A 13,362-nucleotide genomic window follows, 5' to 3' on the forward strand; every position below is an offset into this window, starting at 1 on the left:
CTGGTGTTCACTGGTGGCATGAGGACGATCTGGAAGGGCGCGCTGACATTCGGGCTCGTCAACGTGCCGGTCAAGGTGTATTCGGCGACGGAGGACCACGACGTGCCGCTGCACCAGGTGCACGAGAAGGACGGCGGACGCATCCGCTACCAGCGCACGTGCGAGGTGTGCGGCGAGACCGTCGCCTACGCCGACATCGACCGCGCGTATGTCGAGGAGGGGCAGACGGTCGTCCTGACCAAGGACGACCTGGCGGCCCTCCCATCGGAGAAGAGCCGCGAGATCGATGTGGTCGAGTTCGTCCCCTCGGATCAGGTCGACCTTCTGACCCTCGACAAGCCGTATTACCTCGAGCCCGATTCGAAGTCGGCCAAGGCCTACGTGCTGCTGCGCAAGACCCTCGAGCAGACCGACCGCACGGCGATCGTGCGCTTCACGCTGCGCCAGAAGACCCGGCTCGCGGCGCTCCGTGTGCGGGGGAAGGTGCTCGTCCTGCAGACGCTCCTCTGGGCAGACGAGGTGCGAGAAGCCGAGTTCCCGGCGCTCGACGAAGACGTGCGCATCTCGAAGAAGGAACTCGAGATGTCGGCCGCGCTTGTCGACAGCTATTCGGCGGACTTCGAGCCGGAGGCCTTCGTCGACGAGTACCAGAAGGAGCTGCGCACGCTCATCGACGCGAAGATCGAGGCCGGTGAGAGCTTCGAGATCGCCGACACCTTCGGCGAAGCGGATGCCGAGGGCAAGGGCGGAGAGGTCATCGACCTCATGGAGGCCCTGCGCGAGAGCGTCGCGCGGTCCAAGGAGAAGCGCGCGAGCGAGAAGCCCGCGAAGGCGAAGAAGCCGGCCAAGAAGACCGGCTGAGCACCTCGGTGCCGGTGTCCGGCGTCAGTCAGTGCTTGCCGTCGCCGTCCAGGTCGGGAGCGCGCTCGAACACCTCGGGGTCGAGGGCGAGTTCTTCGGCCTCGACGGCATCCGTGGTGACATCCTCGCCGGCCGCTGCCGCCTTCTTCGCCTTGTGGCGCTCGGAGAGGTAGTGCCAGAGAGTGATGAGCGCGGTGCCGCCGACAGCCGCGAGCAGGATCAGGTCGATGTACTCCGTCACGAACCACTTGATCGGCGGGATGAAGCCGATCGCGTACCCCAGCATCGTGAGGCCGAAGCCCCAGAGCATCGCGCCGATGAGGTTGTAGAGCGAGTATTTGCGCCACGGCATGTGGCCCACGCCCGCGGCGACCGGCGCGAACGTCCGCACGATCGGCACGAATCGGGCGAGGATGACGGTGATGCCGCCGAAGCGCTCGAAGAAGGCATTCGTCCGCTCGACGTTCTTCTTGCTGAAGAGCCCCGATTCCTTGCGTTCGAAGATCGCAGGCCCGGCCTTGTGTCCGATGAGGTAGCCGACCTCACCGCCGACGAAGGCCGCGAGCGCGATGAGCAGGGCGACGAACCAGATGTTGATGCCGAAGATGCCCTGGTCGGAACCTGCGAGCGGGTGCGAGAGCAGCCCGGCGATCACCAGCAGCGTGTCGCCGGGCAGCAGGAAGCCGACCAGCAGCCCGGTCTCGGCGAACACGATGAAGCACACGACGAGGAGCGCCCAAGGCCCGGCACCGCGGATGATCGTCTCAGGATCGAGCCAGGGGATGAGGGCGGTCGGTGCGTGCAGCATGGTTTCGAGCACAGGGGATTCCCGTCGGTCTTTGTTGGTCGGCGGTGTAACGGTGAGGTGAGACGGCGCGACCCTTCGGGGTACGCCATCGACTCTCGTGCGGAAGATGGGACTTGAGTCCCTCCGGCCCCTCCACCCGTCGCTTCGCGCCGGGCGGAGCCTCTGGCCGGTGGGGCCCCGTTGTTCAAGGATCCTAACTTCCGTGTGAGAGTCGCCGGCGCGACCCTTCGGGCCACGCCATCGACTCTCGTGCGGAAGGTGGGACTTGAACCCACACGCCCTAGGGCACAGGAACCTAAATCCTGCGTGTCTGCCAATTCCACCACTCCCGCGCGGTGGATTCAGTCTACTGATCGCACAAACCGGCATTCTGGGGATCAGCCCGCAGTTCGCGACGACGCGGCCGTCGCCGGCACACACGACGAGACCGCCGCCCGCACGTGAGGCAGGCGGCGGTCTCGATGTCTCGGATCAACGCAGGGCTTCAGCCCCGGGGACGACGGGCTCCTCCGGATTCGGCGCGAGCGGCTCGTCCGGGGTCGGGGCGAGCGGCTCATCCGGATAGGGCGCGAGCGGCTCGTCGGGGGTCGGAGCGATCGGTTCGCCCGGGCTACCCGGAAGGGGGAAGGAGTCGGTCATGACAGATCCTCTCGTTCAGGTGGTTGTCGCATTCCGATGAGTCCAGCACCGCGTCAGGCTGTCGTCTGCACCCTTGCGCTTCACGCCGCGATGTGCCGACTACGGACACTGTCTGCGACTGCATCCGCACGTTCGAGACGGACGAAAGCGACGACGACGCCCGCGACCACGGCGCCGAGTCCGCCGACCGCCATGTCGCCGATGGTGTCCTGGTAGGTCACGAGGATCTCGGTCGTGACGAATGTGCGGCCGGCCCACTCGATCATCTCCCACAGGGCGCTGACGGCGAGACCGAGAGCCGGGACGATCACGATCGCGGTGCGCGTGCGGAACCATTCGGCATCCTGGGCAGGAACGACGCCGGCGCGCGCGAGCAGGACGTACCCGGCCGCGGCGATCACACCGGTACAGGCGAAGTGCACGACGAGGTCCCAGCCCGGAACCGCCCGATACAGGTCGAAGACGTTGCTCGCCGCCGCCACGAGCACGGTCGCCCCGACGATGAAGTCCGCTCCGGCGCGCAGGCCCAGCATCCGGGGGATCATCAGCGCGGGAAGCGCGAGCGCGAGGATGCCGGCATCCGTCGGCGTGGACCAGATCGCGGCGGCGAGCACACCCAGCACGCCGATGACGCGGAGAGCATCAGCGGCGTATTCCGCGAAACCGTGCGGCGGTCGCAGGAAGTTCTCCTTCACTTCGCCCCCTTCGATGCCGCGATCGTCACGAGGGCCTGCACCGGAAGGTGATCCGACGGCCAGCCGCCATCGATCGGGCGAGCATCGATCGCCGCGCGGCGCACCTGCACCCCGGGCGACACGAGGATCGCGTCGATGCGCCGGCCCGGTCGCGGCCGGCGATATCCGGCGAATGTTCCCCATTCGGGCGAGAGGCGAACGTCCGCTTCCGACCAGGCATCCCTCAGCACTCCATGGGACACCAGGGTCGTCCACGGTGCGGATGTCGGTCCGGCGTTGAGGTCGCCGAGCAGGATCGCGGAAGACGGCTGCGCCGAGATCACCGCGTGAAGCTCCTCCGCCGCGCGCTGCCGTGCCCGAGCGGAGAAGACGTCGAGGTGCGTGTTGATGACCGTGAACGTCTTCGACGTCATCCGGTCGCGGAACCCGGCCTGCACGAAGACGCGAGGGATGACGTTGCCCCAGGATGTCGAGCCGGCCTCATCGGGGCGGTCGGAGAGCGCGGCCTGTCGCCAGTCGACGAGCTCGAGCCGTGCGTCGTCGTAGAACACCGGGCATCCCTCGCCGCGTGGTCCGGGATGCCGTCCGTGCCCGACGACGCGGTAGGAGTCGCCGAGCGCGTCGCGGATCGCCTTCGCCTGGTCGGGCAGCACCTCTTGGGCACCGAGGACCGTCGGACGCTCGTCGCGCAGCAGCGCTTCCAGGCGCGGGCGGCGGATGCTCCACCGATCGGCCGGCGGCCACGTCACGCCGTTCATCCGTCGACGGACGTTGAAGGTCATCACGTGGACGGACGGCGGCGCGGCGGGGCCGACGAGTGCGAGGCTCATCGGGCAGCCCTCGCCGGTGTGGGCACTCCGAGTCGGTGGAGGACGCGGCGGAGCGCGAGGCGCACCCAGCGCACCGGAGGGAAGTCCTCGGGCCAGTGCCCCACGACCGTGCGGATGCCGCGGACGAAGCGGCGAGCGAACGCCCGTCCGCTGCGGAACGGGCGCATGGACATGCCCATCTCAGCCTGCGGCAGGAAGCGGATGCGGTGGCGCTCCCCGAGGTGGAAGGCGAGATCGAGGTCGTCGTGCCGCTCGGGATCGTCTCGCCGCACGTCAGCGCGCACGCTCAGCCACGCGGAGCGGCGGAAGGCCAGATTTGAACCGAAGAGGGGGAGGTGGCCCAGAGCGGGTGCGGTCGCCAGCGTGTAGCTGATCAGGTAGACGGCAGCGAGCGGAGTGCGCAGCTCGCGCGGGCCGTCGATGAACCGGGCACCTCCGGTGTATGCGGACACCCGAGGATGCTGCGCGAACGCCTCGACGACGGTCGCGACCCAGGTCTCCGCCGGCACGCAGTCGGCATCGAGGCGCAGGATGAGGTCGCCACCGGCGGCGTCGTAGCCGCGCGCGCTCGCCGCGGGCACGCCCGGCTGATCGCAGGTCACCACGACGGTGCCGAGGTCGGCGGCGACGGCAGCGGATTCGTCGGTGGAGCCGTTGTCGACCACGATGACCTCGTCCGGGCGCCGGGTCTGACGGTCGAGAGCGGTGAGGCATCGGCGCAGTTCTTCCGCGTCATCCTTCACCGGGATCACGACCGACACGGTCGGCGATGGTCCAGCTTCTGTGGGGCGCGGCACGTGACCTCCTTGCGGTCTCCTCGCAGACTACGGCGACCGGCCGGGAAGGGTCGACGCGGTTGACACCGGCGACCCGGCTCGGGTACCGCGGGATCGCCGGTGCCGTCGTTCGATCGACTGTCCGGCATAGCTCGCCGCGATGATCAGGACGGCCCCGAGGATCCCGATCGTTCCGATCGCCTCTCCGGCCATGAGGACGCCGACCAGCAGAGCCCATACCGGTTCGGTGCCCATCAGGATGCTCGCTCGCGACGCGGACGTGCGCCTGACCGCCCAGAGCTGCACGACGAAGGCGAAAACCGAGCAGAGGATGCCGAGGAAGAAGACGTTCGCCCAGCCCTCTGCATCCAGTCCTGCGGCTGCGGCGGGCAGAGTGGGGCCGGCCATGACGGTGAAGACGGCAGCGCAGGTCACCATCTGGACGAGGACCAGTCCGAGCGAGCTGTCGGTGCGACCGCGGGTGAGGTGCGCGCTCGCCGTCACATGGAACGCGCGGACGATCGCCGCGGCGATCGGTCGGAGGGACCGCGGGTCCACCTCGCCGATGCCGATGTCGCGCAGCGCGATTTCGCGGGACTCACGGCCGATCACGATCTCGTCATCGCGCATCGACTGTCGCACGATCCGGAATGGTCGGCGCGCCGACTGGTCGTCACGCCGCTGCTGGTCGAGCCGCTCGACATCGCTCTGCATACGTCCCATCCGCTCGCGTCCGCTCCGGCCATCCTTCCGGAGCAGCTGCGCGATGAGAGGTGGATCTCGACACACGAGGGCTTCCCGCTGGCCGGCGTCGTCACCCACCTGGCGGCGCTCATCGGGAAGGACCCTCGGATCGATCACCGGATCAACGAGTTCTTCGTCGCCGCCCAGGTCGTCCGCACCGGAGCGGCCATCGCGGTGATGCCCCGGACGACGGCGGCATCGCTCGCGGTCGATGGGCTGGTGCTGCGCCCGATCGTCGGCGTCCCACTCGTCCGCCACGTGGATGTGCTCGCTCGTCCTGACGCGCTCGCGCATGCGTCGGTCCGTGCGGTGCTGGAGGGGCTGCAGGCTGTCGCTGCAGAGGCGGCGGAACGAAGCGGCGGGTCTGCTGGTCCGGCGGCTGTGCCGCGTTTCCGAGTTCTGCCGTCGAGTGGCGCGTCGTCGAGCCTGTGGATAACTTCCACGGCCGCGAGGTGATTCTTGCGAGGATGCCCGGGTGAGTCATCCGTCCGTCCTCGTCGCTGAACGCGTGCGTTCGCGTCTGCGGGCGGAGGGGGTCGACCCGACGATCGATCCGGATGCGGCTCGCCGCATCGCGCATGCCGAGGTGCGGCGGCACGATGATCTCGCTCTGGCGCGCGGGGAGGCGCTGATCGACGACGAGGCTGCGTGCGTGCGTGACGTGCTCGCTGCCGTGAGCGGGCTCGGATCCCTGCAGCCGTTCCTCGATGACGTCGGGATCGAGGAGATCTGGGTGAACGGCGACGGCCACGTGCACATCGCGCGGGGTGGGGTGGCCGAGCGCACGGGTTTGCACCTGTCCGACACGACGGTGCGCGACCTGGTGGAGCGGATGCTGCAGCCGACCGGTCGCCGCGTGGACATCAGTCAGCCTTTCGTCGACGCGTCCCTGCCCGACGGATCGCGACTGCACGTGGCGATCGCCGATGTCGTGCGCGGCGCGTGGGCGGTGAACATCCGGAAGTTCCTGCCCAGGTACCGCTCGCTCGACGCGCTGATGCGCCACGGAGCGATGCCGCGGGAGATCGCCGGTCTCCTCCGCGACGCGATGCGCGACGGCCGCAGCGTGATCGTGTCCGGCGCGACGCACGCGGGGAAGACCACGCTCCTCGGAGCACTGCTGGCGTCCTGTGCCGACACCCAGCGCATCATCACCGTCGAGGAGACGTTCGAGCTCGCTGTCGACGGAAGAGACGTGGTCTCCCTGCAGGGGCGGCAGGCGAGCCTCGAGGGAACCGGCGAGATCACCCTGCGCCGGCTGGTGAAAGAGGCGCTGCGCATGCGCCCGGATCGGCTCGTGGTCGGAGAAGTGCGCGACGCCGAGGCGCTCGACCTGGTGCTGGCGCTCAACACGGGTGTTCCAGGCGCCGGGACGGTGCACGCGAACTCCGCCGCCGAGGCACTCGAGAAGCTCACCATCCTCCCGCTGCTCGCCGGACGCAACATCGATCGGGCGTTCATCACGCCCGCGCTCGCCGCAGCCGTCGACCTCGTCGTGCACTGCACGCGCCTCGAGTCGGGGGAGCGGCGGGTGCAGGAGATCGTCGCTCCGACCGGGGAGGTCGTCGAGGGCCGCATCATCACCCGCACCGTGTACGAGGCGGAGGCGCGACCGCGCGCCACGCCGGGTCTCGTGCATGACGCCCTGCTTCGCGGAGGCGGGTCGTGACCATCCTGATCGGCGCCGTGCTCGCGGCCGGGTTGCTGCTGTGCCTGTCCCCGTGGATGTGGCCGGGTTCCGATCGAGAGGCCCTCGCGGCGCCGCCGGGGCGCCTTGCGCGTCTCCTCGACGAGGCGGGGATAGATGCCGTGGCACCCCGGTTGCTCATCGTCGTGATGCTCGCGGCAGCTCTGGTCGTGGCATCCGCCGTATGGCTCCTCGCAGGTATTCCCGCGCTCGCGATTCTGGCAGGCCTGACCGCGTCTGCGGCACCGGTGATGTGGCTGCGCAGCCGGAGGATGAGGCTCCGAAAGCTCCGTCGACAGCTGTGGCCTGATGTCTGCGATCTGCTGATCGCCGCGATCCGCGTCGGACTCTCTCTGCCGGATGCGGTGGCGAGTCTTGCCGAGTCTGCACCGGCGATGCTGCGCCCCGCCTTCGTCGTGTTCGCCCGTGACCTCCGAGCCACGGGAAGATTCGAGACCAGCCTCGACCGTCTGAAGTCCTCGCTCGCGGATCCGATCGGCGACCGCATCGCGGAGACCCTGCGGATGGCACGCCAGGTCGGCGGCACGGAGTTGATCTCCGTATTGCGCGCCCTGTCGTCCTCGGTGCGCGCCGACGCAGCGCTTCGCGGGGAGGTCGAGGCGCGGCAGTCCTGGATCCGCGGCGCCGCCGTACTCGGCGCGATCGCACCCTGGGTGGTCCTCGGGCTGCTCGTGATGAGGCCGGAAGGCGCGTCGGCATACGGCACGCCGGAAGGAGTGGTCGTGATCTGCGTCGGCGCCGCCGTGTCGTTGGTCGCCTTCCGCATCATGATCCGCATCGGCAGGCTGCCGGAGCCTCGGCGGTGGTTCGGATGAACCCCCTCTCAGCCATCGCGAGCGCGATCCTGGTCGGCGGCACGCTGTCGGCCGGTCTGCTCTGTCTTCTCGCCGCTCTGCCGCGCTGGCGGGCGGCGTCCCTGAGCGTGCGAATCGCCCCGTACGTGCGCGACGTCGTCGACGATGACGCCATGCCTCGCGGTCTGCTGCCGGCGGCGGGGGTGCTCCCGCTCGGTGGCGGCAGCCGGTGGCAGCGCGCGCAGCACGGATTCGAACGGATGCTGGGAGGCGGCGAGTCCGTTCGCCTGAGGCTCGCGCAAGCAGGGGCGCCCACCGATCCGATCGCCTTCCGCGGGCGCCAGCTGAGCTGGCTGCTGGCGGGGATCGCAGCAGGGGCGGTGACCGTGATCGCCCTGGCTCTCGCCGGCCGGATGTCGGTGCCGGTCGTCGTCATCCCGATCCTCTTCGGAGCCTTGGCGGCCGTCGGCTACGACATGCAGCTCTCCGCCCGGGCGCGGTCCCGCCGTGCCAGACTCACCGACGAACTTCCGACGACGCTGGAGTTCCTGGCCCTATGCCTCTCGGCAGGTGAGGGCTTCCTCGATTCCCTGCGGCGAGTCGCCGCCGTCGGCTCGGGCGAGTTGACGGCAGAGTTGCGGCGGGTGGTACTCGCCGCAGGCACCGGGTCGCCCCTCGCGGATGCTCTCGGAGAGATGTCGACCCGGCTGCAGCTCCCGGGTCTCTCCCGCGCCGTAGACCAGGTCATCGCTGCCCTCGAGCACGGCGCGCCGCTCGCCTCGGTGCTGCACGCCCAAGCCGGTGACGCGCGCGAAGACGCGAAGCGCACGCTCATCGAGCAGGCGGGGCGCAAGGAGATCCTCATGCTCCTCCCGCTGGTGTTCCTCATCCTCCCGCTGTCGGTGGTCTTCGCCATCTACCCGGGACTCTTCATCCTCCGACTCGGCATCGGCTGAGCAACCATGAAAGGGCGACCATGACAGCACGCGTGCAGAACCTCCGAGACAATACGCTCACCCGCTGGTGGCGAGTCGCGAGAGCGTGGGGACGCGAGCTCACGGCGGACGAGCGCGGAGACGTGCCGGGCTGGGTTCTCGTCACACTGATGACCGCGGGGCTCGTCGTTCTGATCTGGGCTGTCGCGGGCCCGGCGTTGACGGCGCTGTTCGAGCAGGAGATCCAGCGGGTGTCCGGTCTCTGACGTGTTGCACGTGCGTCTGCTGCGTGATGACCGAGGTTCGAGCCCGGTCGAGTTCGTGCTGGTGGGCACACTGCTCACAGTGCTCACCCTGGCGGTGCTGCAGCTCGCGCTTGCGGTCTACGTGCGCAACGTCGTCCACGACGCGGCAGTGGAGGGTGCGTATCACGCAGCGCTCGCTGACACGACGTTGAACGAGGGGGCTGACCGCACGCGCACCGTGATCACACAGGCGATCGGAAGCGCGTATGCCGGCGACATCGCGATCGGAACGTCGGATGCTCTCGGCCACGACACGGTCGATGTGCGCATCCGCACGTCGCTGCCCGTGCTCGGACTCATCGGCATCCCGTATGCATTGGAGGTGGAGGCGCATGCGCCGGTCGAGAGCCTGGGGGAAGAATGACGAGGGCTCGGCCGCGCTCGAGTTCATCACGGTCGGCGTCATCCTGCTCGTACCACTTGTCTACCTGGTGATCGCGCTCGGTGCGATCCAGGAGCAGACCCTCGGCGCCGAGGCGGCCGCGCGTCATACGGCACGAGCAGTAGCTCTGGCACCGGACGCGGCGGCTGCCTCGGAGCATGGCGAGGCGGTCCTCACGGGGATCATCGACGAATACGGCCTCGACCCTGCAGAGGTCGATGTGTCGCTGTCATGCTCGCCGGCCGGAGTCGCCTGTCCCTCTGCCGGAGCCACCCTCACGGTGACGGTCGCGGCACGCGTGCGACTACCGCTGGTCCCGCCGGTGTTCGGCCTCGACCGAGCGGCATCCGTCCGCGTGCAGGCGCACGCGGCGCAGAAGGTATCGCGCCTCTGGGGGACGGAGTGACCACCGGGGATGCCGGTCTCGGCGAAGAGGAGGGGAGCGTCCTGCTTCTCACCCTCGGGTACGTGCTGCTCGCGGTCGCGGTGATCTTCGTCTGCGTGTGCGCGACCGACCTGTACATCGCCCAGAAACAGCTGGACGCCCTGGCCGATTCCGCCGCGCTCGCCGGAGCCGACGGCTTCACGCTGCAGGTCGAGGGCGACGCAGTGAGGGCGGAGCTGTCGGATGCCGGCGTGCAGGAGCAGGCCGCAGCACTCGTCGCGGCACTCCCCAGTGACTGCGAACTTGTCAGCGCGAGCACGCCGGACGGCGTCTCCGCCCGCGTCACGGTCGCGATGACGTGGCATCCGCCGCTGCTCTCGCCGTTCGTGCCCGAGGGTGTCGCCTTGGAGTCCACAGCGACCAGCCGCACAGCCCTCGAATGAGGCGCGGGCACTACTGCTGCGAACGCAACCGCTGCAACAGTCCGCGCAACCGGGGTTCGAGCTGCGGCGGCACCTCGGCAGGCAGCGCGTCGACCGGCCACCACCGCACGTCCTCCGACTCGTCGCTCACCGTCAACACGGCATCCCGATCGACGATCACCGCGATCCCGATGTCGAGGTGCGAGGCACAGCGGCCGAAGCGGGACGAAAGCCCGTGATGGTCGAGGTCATAGGCCAGGGGAGTGGTCGGGGCAGCGGCGTCGATGCCCGTCTCCTCGCGCAGTTCGCGCAGTGCGGCATCCACGATCGACTCGTCGCCGTCCTCGGCGTGCCCACCGGGCTGCACCCAGAACCGGCCCTTGCCGTGGAAGACCAGCAGCGTCTGCGTGAGCGTCTCGTCGAACACGACACAGGAGGCGGTGGCGTGATCCGGTCCCGCATCGCGCGACACCGGTCCCGCATCGTCAGGGAAGAACGCCGCGAAGTCGACCTGGGCCGCGCGATCGCGCTCGGACTGCGGCGCGAAATCGGCGACGAGCCGGTGCACGTCGGCTGACAGGGTCCCGCTCACGCTCGCTCCTCTTCCGGGTCTTCCGGCCGCGTGCGCGGCACGAACCTCGGGATCCACCGCAGGAAGCCTGCCGCCCCGAGAAGGCTGATCACGCCCATGGCCGCAGCCGCGAACGGGAGAGCGGCCACCGCGGTGACGGCCGCGACGATCAGCGGGGCGACGGCGCCACCGGCATCCGTCAGCGTCCGCCAGGAACCCAGGAAAGCCGCAGGTTCCCGTTTCGGGGCGACGTCAGCGCCGAGGGTCAGCAGGATGCCGCTCGACAAGCCGTTCCCGACGCCGAGCACACCCGCGAACAGCACGAACCACAGCACGGCCGCGTCGAGGTCGTGCGTGAACGACATCGCCAGGAAGCCGACACCCATCAGCACCATCGCGGGCATCGCCGCCCACAGTCGGCCGAACCGGTCCATCACCTGGCCGCTCGCGTAGAAGAGGGCGAAATCGATCGCGCCGGAGACGCCGACGACCAGCGCGATCGTCGAGGCGTCGAGACTCAGCGACAGCCCCCACAAGGGAAGCACGACCTGCCGTGCCGATCGCACCGCGGACAGAGACGCCGCCGCGAGGCCGAGGCGGGTGAGCACCGTGCGCTCCCGCCACATCGTGCGGAAGGTCCCCGCGCGCTCGATCGTCGGAATCGAGCCGCTCACCGCCTCGCCCGAGTCCTCCGCGTAGCGCAGCGGCGAGATCTCCGGGATCGTCTTCTCCGGGTCGGGTCCGAACATCACCAGCACGACCATGGCGGCGAGACAGCCGAGGAAGAACCAGATCGCCGCTGATTCGCTGCCGAACAGCTGCAGCAGTCCCGCCGTGACGAAAGGACCGATGAAGATCCCGAGCCGGAAGCTCCCACCCAAGAGCGACAGGGAGCGCGCACGGAAGGCGACCGGGACGCGCGTCGTCATGAACGCATGCCGGGCGAGTCCGAACGCCGCCGCGCACATGCCGAGCAGGAAGACGGATGCCGCGAACATGCCGAGCGACGGCGCGAGCGCCATCCCCACCCCGGCGAGGATGGCGATGATGCCGGCCACCACCATCGTGTAGCGCTCGCCGATGCGCCCGACCGCCCAGCCCGCCGGGAGATTGCCGCACAGCTGACCGATGACGAGGCCGGACGCCACGAGAGCGGCGAAGGCCACGTCGGCACCCATGGACACCGCGATCACCGGGATGAGCGGGATGACCGCACCCTCGCCGAGGGCGAAGAGGATCGTCGGCAGGTACACCATCGGTCCGAACTGCCGGAGGACCGTCGATGTACTGCTCACACAATCACGCTACCCCGTGGCCTCGGTGCTCGAGACGCGAGGGTCCCCGCGCGCGCAGGCGGCACGTTAGGCTGGGGTGTCATGCTCGAACTAGATCTCTCCGCCGAAATCCAGGCGCTCAGGCACACCTTCGGCGACATCAGCGAGGTCGTCGATGTCGCCCACCTTCGCGACGAGATCGCGCGACTCAGCGAAGCGGCCGGTGCGCCCGACCTCTGGGACGACACCGACAACGCGCAGAAGGTGACCAGCGCCCTCAGCCACCGCCAGTCCGAGCTCGCGCGCATCACCGGCATCGCCTCGCGACTCGACGACCTCGAGGTGCTCATCGGCCTCGCCAACGAGATGGGCGACGAGGAATCCGCGCAGGAGGCTCGCACCGAGCTCACCGCGCTGACCAGCATCATCAACCAGCTCGAGGTGCAGACCCTGCTCGACGGCGAATACGACGAGCGCTCGGCGATCATCACGATCCGCTCCGGCGCCGGCGGCGACGACGCGACCGACTTCGCCGAGATGCTCATGCGCATGTACCTGCGCTGGGCCGAGCGCCACAAGTACCCCGTCAAGGTGATGGACACCTCCTACGCCGAGGGCGCCGGCATCAAGTCGGCGACCTTCGAGATCGACGCGCCCTATGCCTTCGGCACGGTCTCGGTCGAAGCCGGCACCCATCGTCTCGCCCGGATCAGCCCGTTCGGGTCCGCGGACAAGCGCCAGACGTCGTTCGCCGCCGTCGAGGTCATCCCGCTGATGGAGGAGGCGACCGAGGTCGAGATCCCCGAGAGCGACATCCGCGTCGACGTCTTCCGCTCGTCCGGTCCCGGTGGGCAGTCGGTCAACACGACCGACTCGGCTGTGCGCCTCACCCACCTCCCCAGCGGCATCGTCGTGTCGATGCAGAACGAGAAGTCGCAGATCCAGAACCGCGCGGCCGCCATGCGCGTGCTGCAGACCCGCCTGCTGCTGCAGCAGAAGGAGCAGGAAGCCGCGAAGAAGAAAGAGCTCGCAGGCACCATCACCGCGAGCTGGGGCGACCAGATGCGCTCGTACTTCCTCTACGGCCAGCAGCTCGTCAAGGACCTGCGCACCGGGCACGAGTCCGGCAACCCGGCGGCTGTGTTCGACGGCGACCTCGACGGGTTCATCTCGGCCGGCATCCGCTGGCGCAAGCGCAAGGACGACGACTGAGTCCACGAGGACTGATCTCAT

At 69.1% G+C, this 13,362-nt stretch carries 18 protein-coding genes and 1 tRNA gene; 10 read left to right on the forward strand and 9 right to left on the reverse strand.

Annotated features, from left to right (window positions below):
* Nucleotides 1-18: 18 nt before the first annotated feature.
* Nucleotides 19-861 carry a non-homologous end joining protein Ku gene (gene ku, locus RS85_RS08630; RefSeq protein WP_046013011.1) on the forward strand — a complete coding sequence of 281 codons (843 nt, stop codon included), beginning with the start codon at nt 19-21 and terminating at the stop codon, nt 859-861.
* Between the two features lie 28 nt (nt 862-889).
* On the opposite strand, the gene RS85_RS08635 is transcribed toward ku, so the two are convergent.
* From RS85_RS08635 to RS85_RS08660, 7 genes are all read right to left on the reverse strand, one after another.
* Nucleotides 890-1,669, reverse strand: a complete 780-nt coding sequence (locus RS85_RS08635) for a DedA family protein (RefSeq protein WP_046013012.1) — start codon at nt 1,667-1,669, stop codon at nt 890-892.
* 250 nt (nt 1,670-1,919) lie between these two features.
* Nucleotides 1,920-2,001, reverse strand: a tRNA-Leu gene (locus RS85_RS08640).
* Between the two features lie 139 nt (nt 2,002-2,140).
* Complete coding sequence (locus RS85_RS19695; protein WP_160298617.1) at nt 2,141-2,308, reverse strand: hypothetical protein; 168 nt, start codon at nt 2,306-2,308, stop codon at nt 2,141-2,143.
* Between the two features lie 80 nt (nt 2,309-2,388).
* Nucleotides 2,389-3,003: a DUF2238 domain-containing protein gene (locus RS85_RS08645; protein WP_046013013.1), complete on the reverse strand. Its 615-nt coding sequence runs from the start codon at nt 3,001-3,003 to the stop codon at nt 2,389-2,391.
* The gene (locus RS85_RS08650) at nt 3,000-3,833 is read right to left on the reverse strand and encodes an endonuclease/exonuclease/phosphatase family protein (RefSeq protein ID WP_082087549.1); all 834 of its coding nucleotides are present in this window, start codon (nt 3,831-3,833) and stop codon (nt 3,000-3,002) included. The genes RS85_RS08645 and RS85_RS08650 overlap by 4 nt, the downstream gene beginning before the upstream one ends.
* Nucleotides 3,830-4,630, reverse strand: coding sequence for a glycosyltransferase family 2 protein (locus RS85_RS08655; protein WP_046013015.1), 801 nt, complete (start codon nt 4,628-4,630; stop codon nt 3,830-3,832). Before RS85_RS08655 ends, RS85_RS08650 begins: the two co-directional genes overlap by 4 nt.
* A gap of 27 nt (nt 4,631-4,657) precedes the next feature.
* Nucleotides 4,658-5,113 carry a DMT family transporter gene (locus RS85_RS08660; protein WP_235282384.1) on the reverse strand — a complete coding sequence of 152 codons (456 nt, stop codon included), beginning with the start codon at nt 5,111-5,113 and terminating at the stop codon, nt 4,658-4,660.
* On the opposite strand from RS85_RS08660, the gene RS85_RS08665 reads away from it, so the two are divergent.
* From RS85_RS08665 to RS85_RS08700, 8 genes are read left to right on the forward strand one after another with little or no spacing between them, the layout of a single operon-like run.
* Entirely contained in the window at nt 5,114-5,809 is a 696-nt protein-coding gene (locus RS85_RS08665) for a LysR substrate-binding domain-containing protein (RefSeq protein ID WP_082087550.1), read from the forward strand.
* A 19-nt stretch (nt 5,810-5,828) separates the two neighbouring features.
* Nucleotides 5,829-7,022, forward strand: a complete 1,194-nt coding sequence (locus tag RS85_RS08670) for a CpaF family protein (protein WP_046013016.1) — start codon at nt 5,829-5,831, stop codon at nt 7,020-7,022.
* Nucleotides 7,019-7,876, forward strand: a complete 858-nt coding sequence (locus tag RS85_RS08675) for a type II secretion system F family protein (protein WP_046013017.1) — start codon at nt 7,019-7,021, stop codon at nt 7,874-7,876. Before RS85_RS08670 ends, RS85_RS08675 begins: the two co-directional genes overlap by 4 nt.
* Entirely contained in the window at nt 7,873-8,811 is a 939-nt protein-coding gene (locus RS85_RS08680; RefSeq protein WP_046013018.1) for a type II secretion system F family protein, read from the forward strand. The genes RS85_RS08675 and RS85_RS08680 overlap by 4 nt, the downstream gene beginning before the upstream one ends.
* 20 nt (nt 8,812-8,831) lie before the next feature.
* Nucleotides 8,832-9,056 carry a hypothetical protein gene (locus tag RS85_RS08685; protein WP_046013019.1) on the forward strand — a complete coding sequence of 75 codons (225 nt, stop codon included), beginning with the start codon at nt 8,832-8,834 and terminating at the stop codon, nt 9,054-9,056.
* 1 nt (nt 9,057) lies between these two features.
* Complete coding sequence (locus tag RS85_RS08690; protein ID WP_327037208.1) at nt 9,058-9,459, forward strand: TadE/TadG family type IV pilus assembly protein; 402 nt, start codon at nt 9,058-9,060, stop codon at nt 9,457-9,459.
* Nucleotides 9,428-9,883, forward strand: a complete 456-nt coding sequence (locus RS85_RS08695) for a hypothetical protein (protein ID WP_046013020.1) — start codon at nt 9,428-9,430, stop codon at nt 9,881-9,883. The genes RS85_RS08690 and RS85_RS08695 overlap by 32 nt, the downstream gene beginning before the upstream one ends.
* A complete protein-coding gene (locus RS85_RS08700) occupies nt 9,880-10,305 on the forward strand; it encodes a pilus assembly protein TadG-related protein (protein ID WP_046013021.1) in 426 nt (141 codons plus the stop codon). Before RS85_RS08695 ends, RS85_RS08700 begins: the two co-directional genes overlap by 4 nt.
* 10 nt (nt 10,306-10,315) lie before the next feature.
* Here the strand turns inward: RS85_RS08700 and RS85_RS08705 are convergent, their stop codons facing one another.
* Nucleotides 10,316-10,876 (reverse strand): NUDIX hydrolase, encoded by a 561-nt coding sequence (locus tag RS85_RS08705; protein ID WP_046013022.1) that lies wholly within the window; start codon nt 10,874-10,876, stop codon nt 10,316-10,318.
* Nucleotides 10,873-12,111, reverse strand: coding sequence for an MFS transporter (locus RS85_RS08710; protein ID WP_046013023.1), 1,239 nt, complete (start codon nt 12,109-12,111; stop codon nt 10,873-10,875). The genes RS85_RS08705 and RS85_RS08710 overlap by 4 nt, the downstream gene beginning before the upstream one ends.
* Before the next feature lie 120 nt (nt 12,112-12,231).
* Here RS85_RS08710 and prfB point away from each other — a divergent pair, with 120 nt between their 5' ends.
* Entirely contained in the window at nt 12,232-13,341 is a 1,110-nt protein-coding gene (gene prfB, locus RS85_RS08715) for a peptide chain release factor 2 (RefSeq protein ID WP_046013024.1), read from the forward strand.
* Nucleotides 13,342-13,362 lie beyond the last annotated feature (21 nt).

It is taken from the genome of Microbacterium sp. SA39 (genome assembly GCF_000967865.1).
Classification (GTDB): Bacteria; Actinomycetota; Actinomycetes; order Actinomycetales; family Microbacteriaceae; genus Microbacterium.

What these genes read in the sequence shown, in the direction of transcription:
- ku (WP_046013011.1), top strand. Translation starts at nt 19, where the DNA reads ATGAGGACGATCTGGAAGGGCGCGCTGACATTCGGGCTCGTCAACGTG.
- RS85_RS08635 (WP_046013012.1), bottom strand. Translation starts at nt 1,669, where the DNA reads ATGCTGCACGCACCGACCGCCCTCATCCCCTGGCTCGATCCTGAGACG.
- RS85_RS19695 (WP_160298617.1), bottom strand. Translation starts at nt 2,308, where the DNA reads ATGACCGACTCCTTCCCCCTTCCGGGTAGCCCGGGCGAACCGATCGCT.
- RS85_RS08650 (WP_082087549.1), bottom strand. Translation starts at nt 3,833, where the DNA reads ATGAGCCTCGCACTCGTCGGCCCCGCCGCGCCGCCGTCCGTCCACGTG.
- RS85_RS08665 (WP_082087550.1), top strand. Translation starts at nt 5,114, where the DNA reads ATGGAACGCGCGGACGATCGCCGCGGCGATCGGTCGGAGGGACCGCGG.
- RS85_RS08680 (WP_046013018.1), top strand. Translation starts at nt 7,873, where the DNA reads ATGAACCCCCTCTCAGCCATCGCGAGCGCGATCCTGGTCGGCGGCACG.
- RS85_RS08685 (WP_046013019.1), top strand. Translation starts at nt 8,832, where the DNA reads ATGACAGCACGCGTGCAGAACCTCCGAGACAATACGCTCACCCGCTGG.
- RS85_RS08695 (WP_046013020.1), top strand. Translation starts at nt 9,428, where the DNA reads ATGCGCCGGTCGAGAGCCTGGGGGAAGAATGACGAGGGCTCGGCCGCG.
- RS85_RS08710 (WP_046013023.1), bottom strand. Translation starts at nt 12,111, where the DNA reads ATGGTGTACCTGCCGACGATCCTCTTCGCCCTCGGCGAGGGTGCGGTC.
- prfB (WP_046013024.1), top strand. Translation starts at nt 12,232, where the DNA reads ATGCTCGAACTAGATCTCTCCGCCGAAATCCAGGCGCTCAGGCACACC.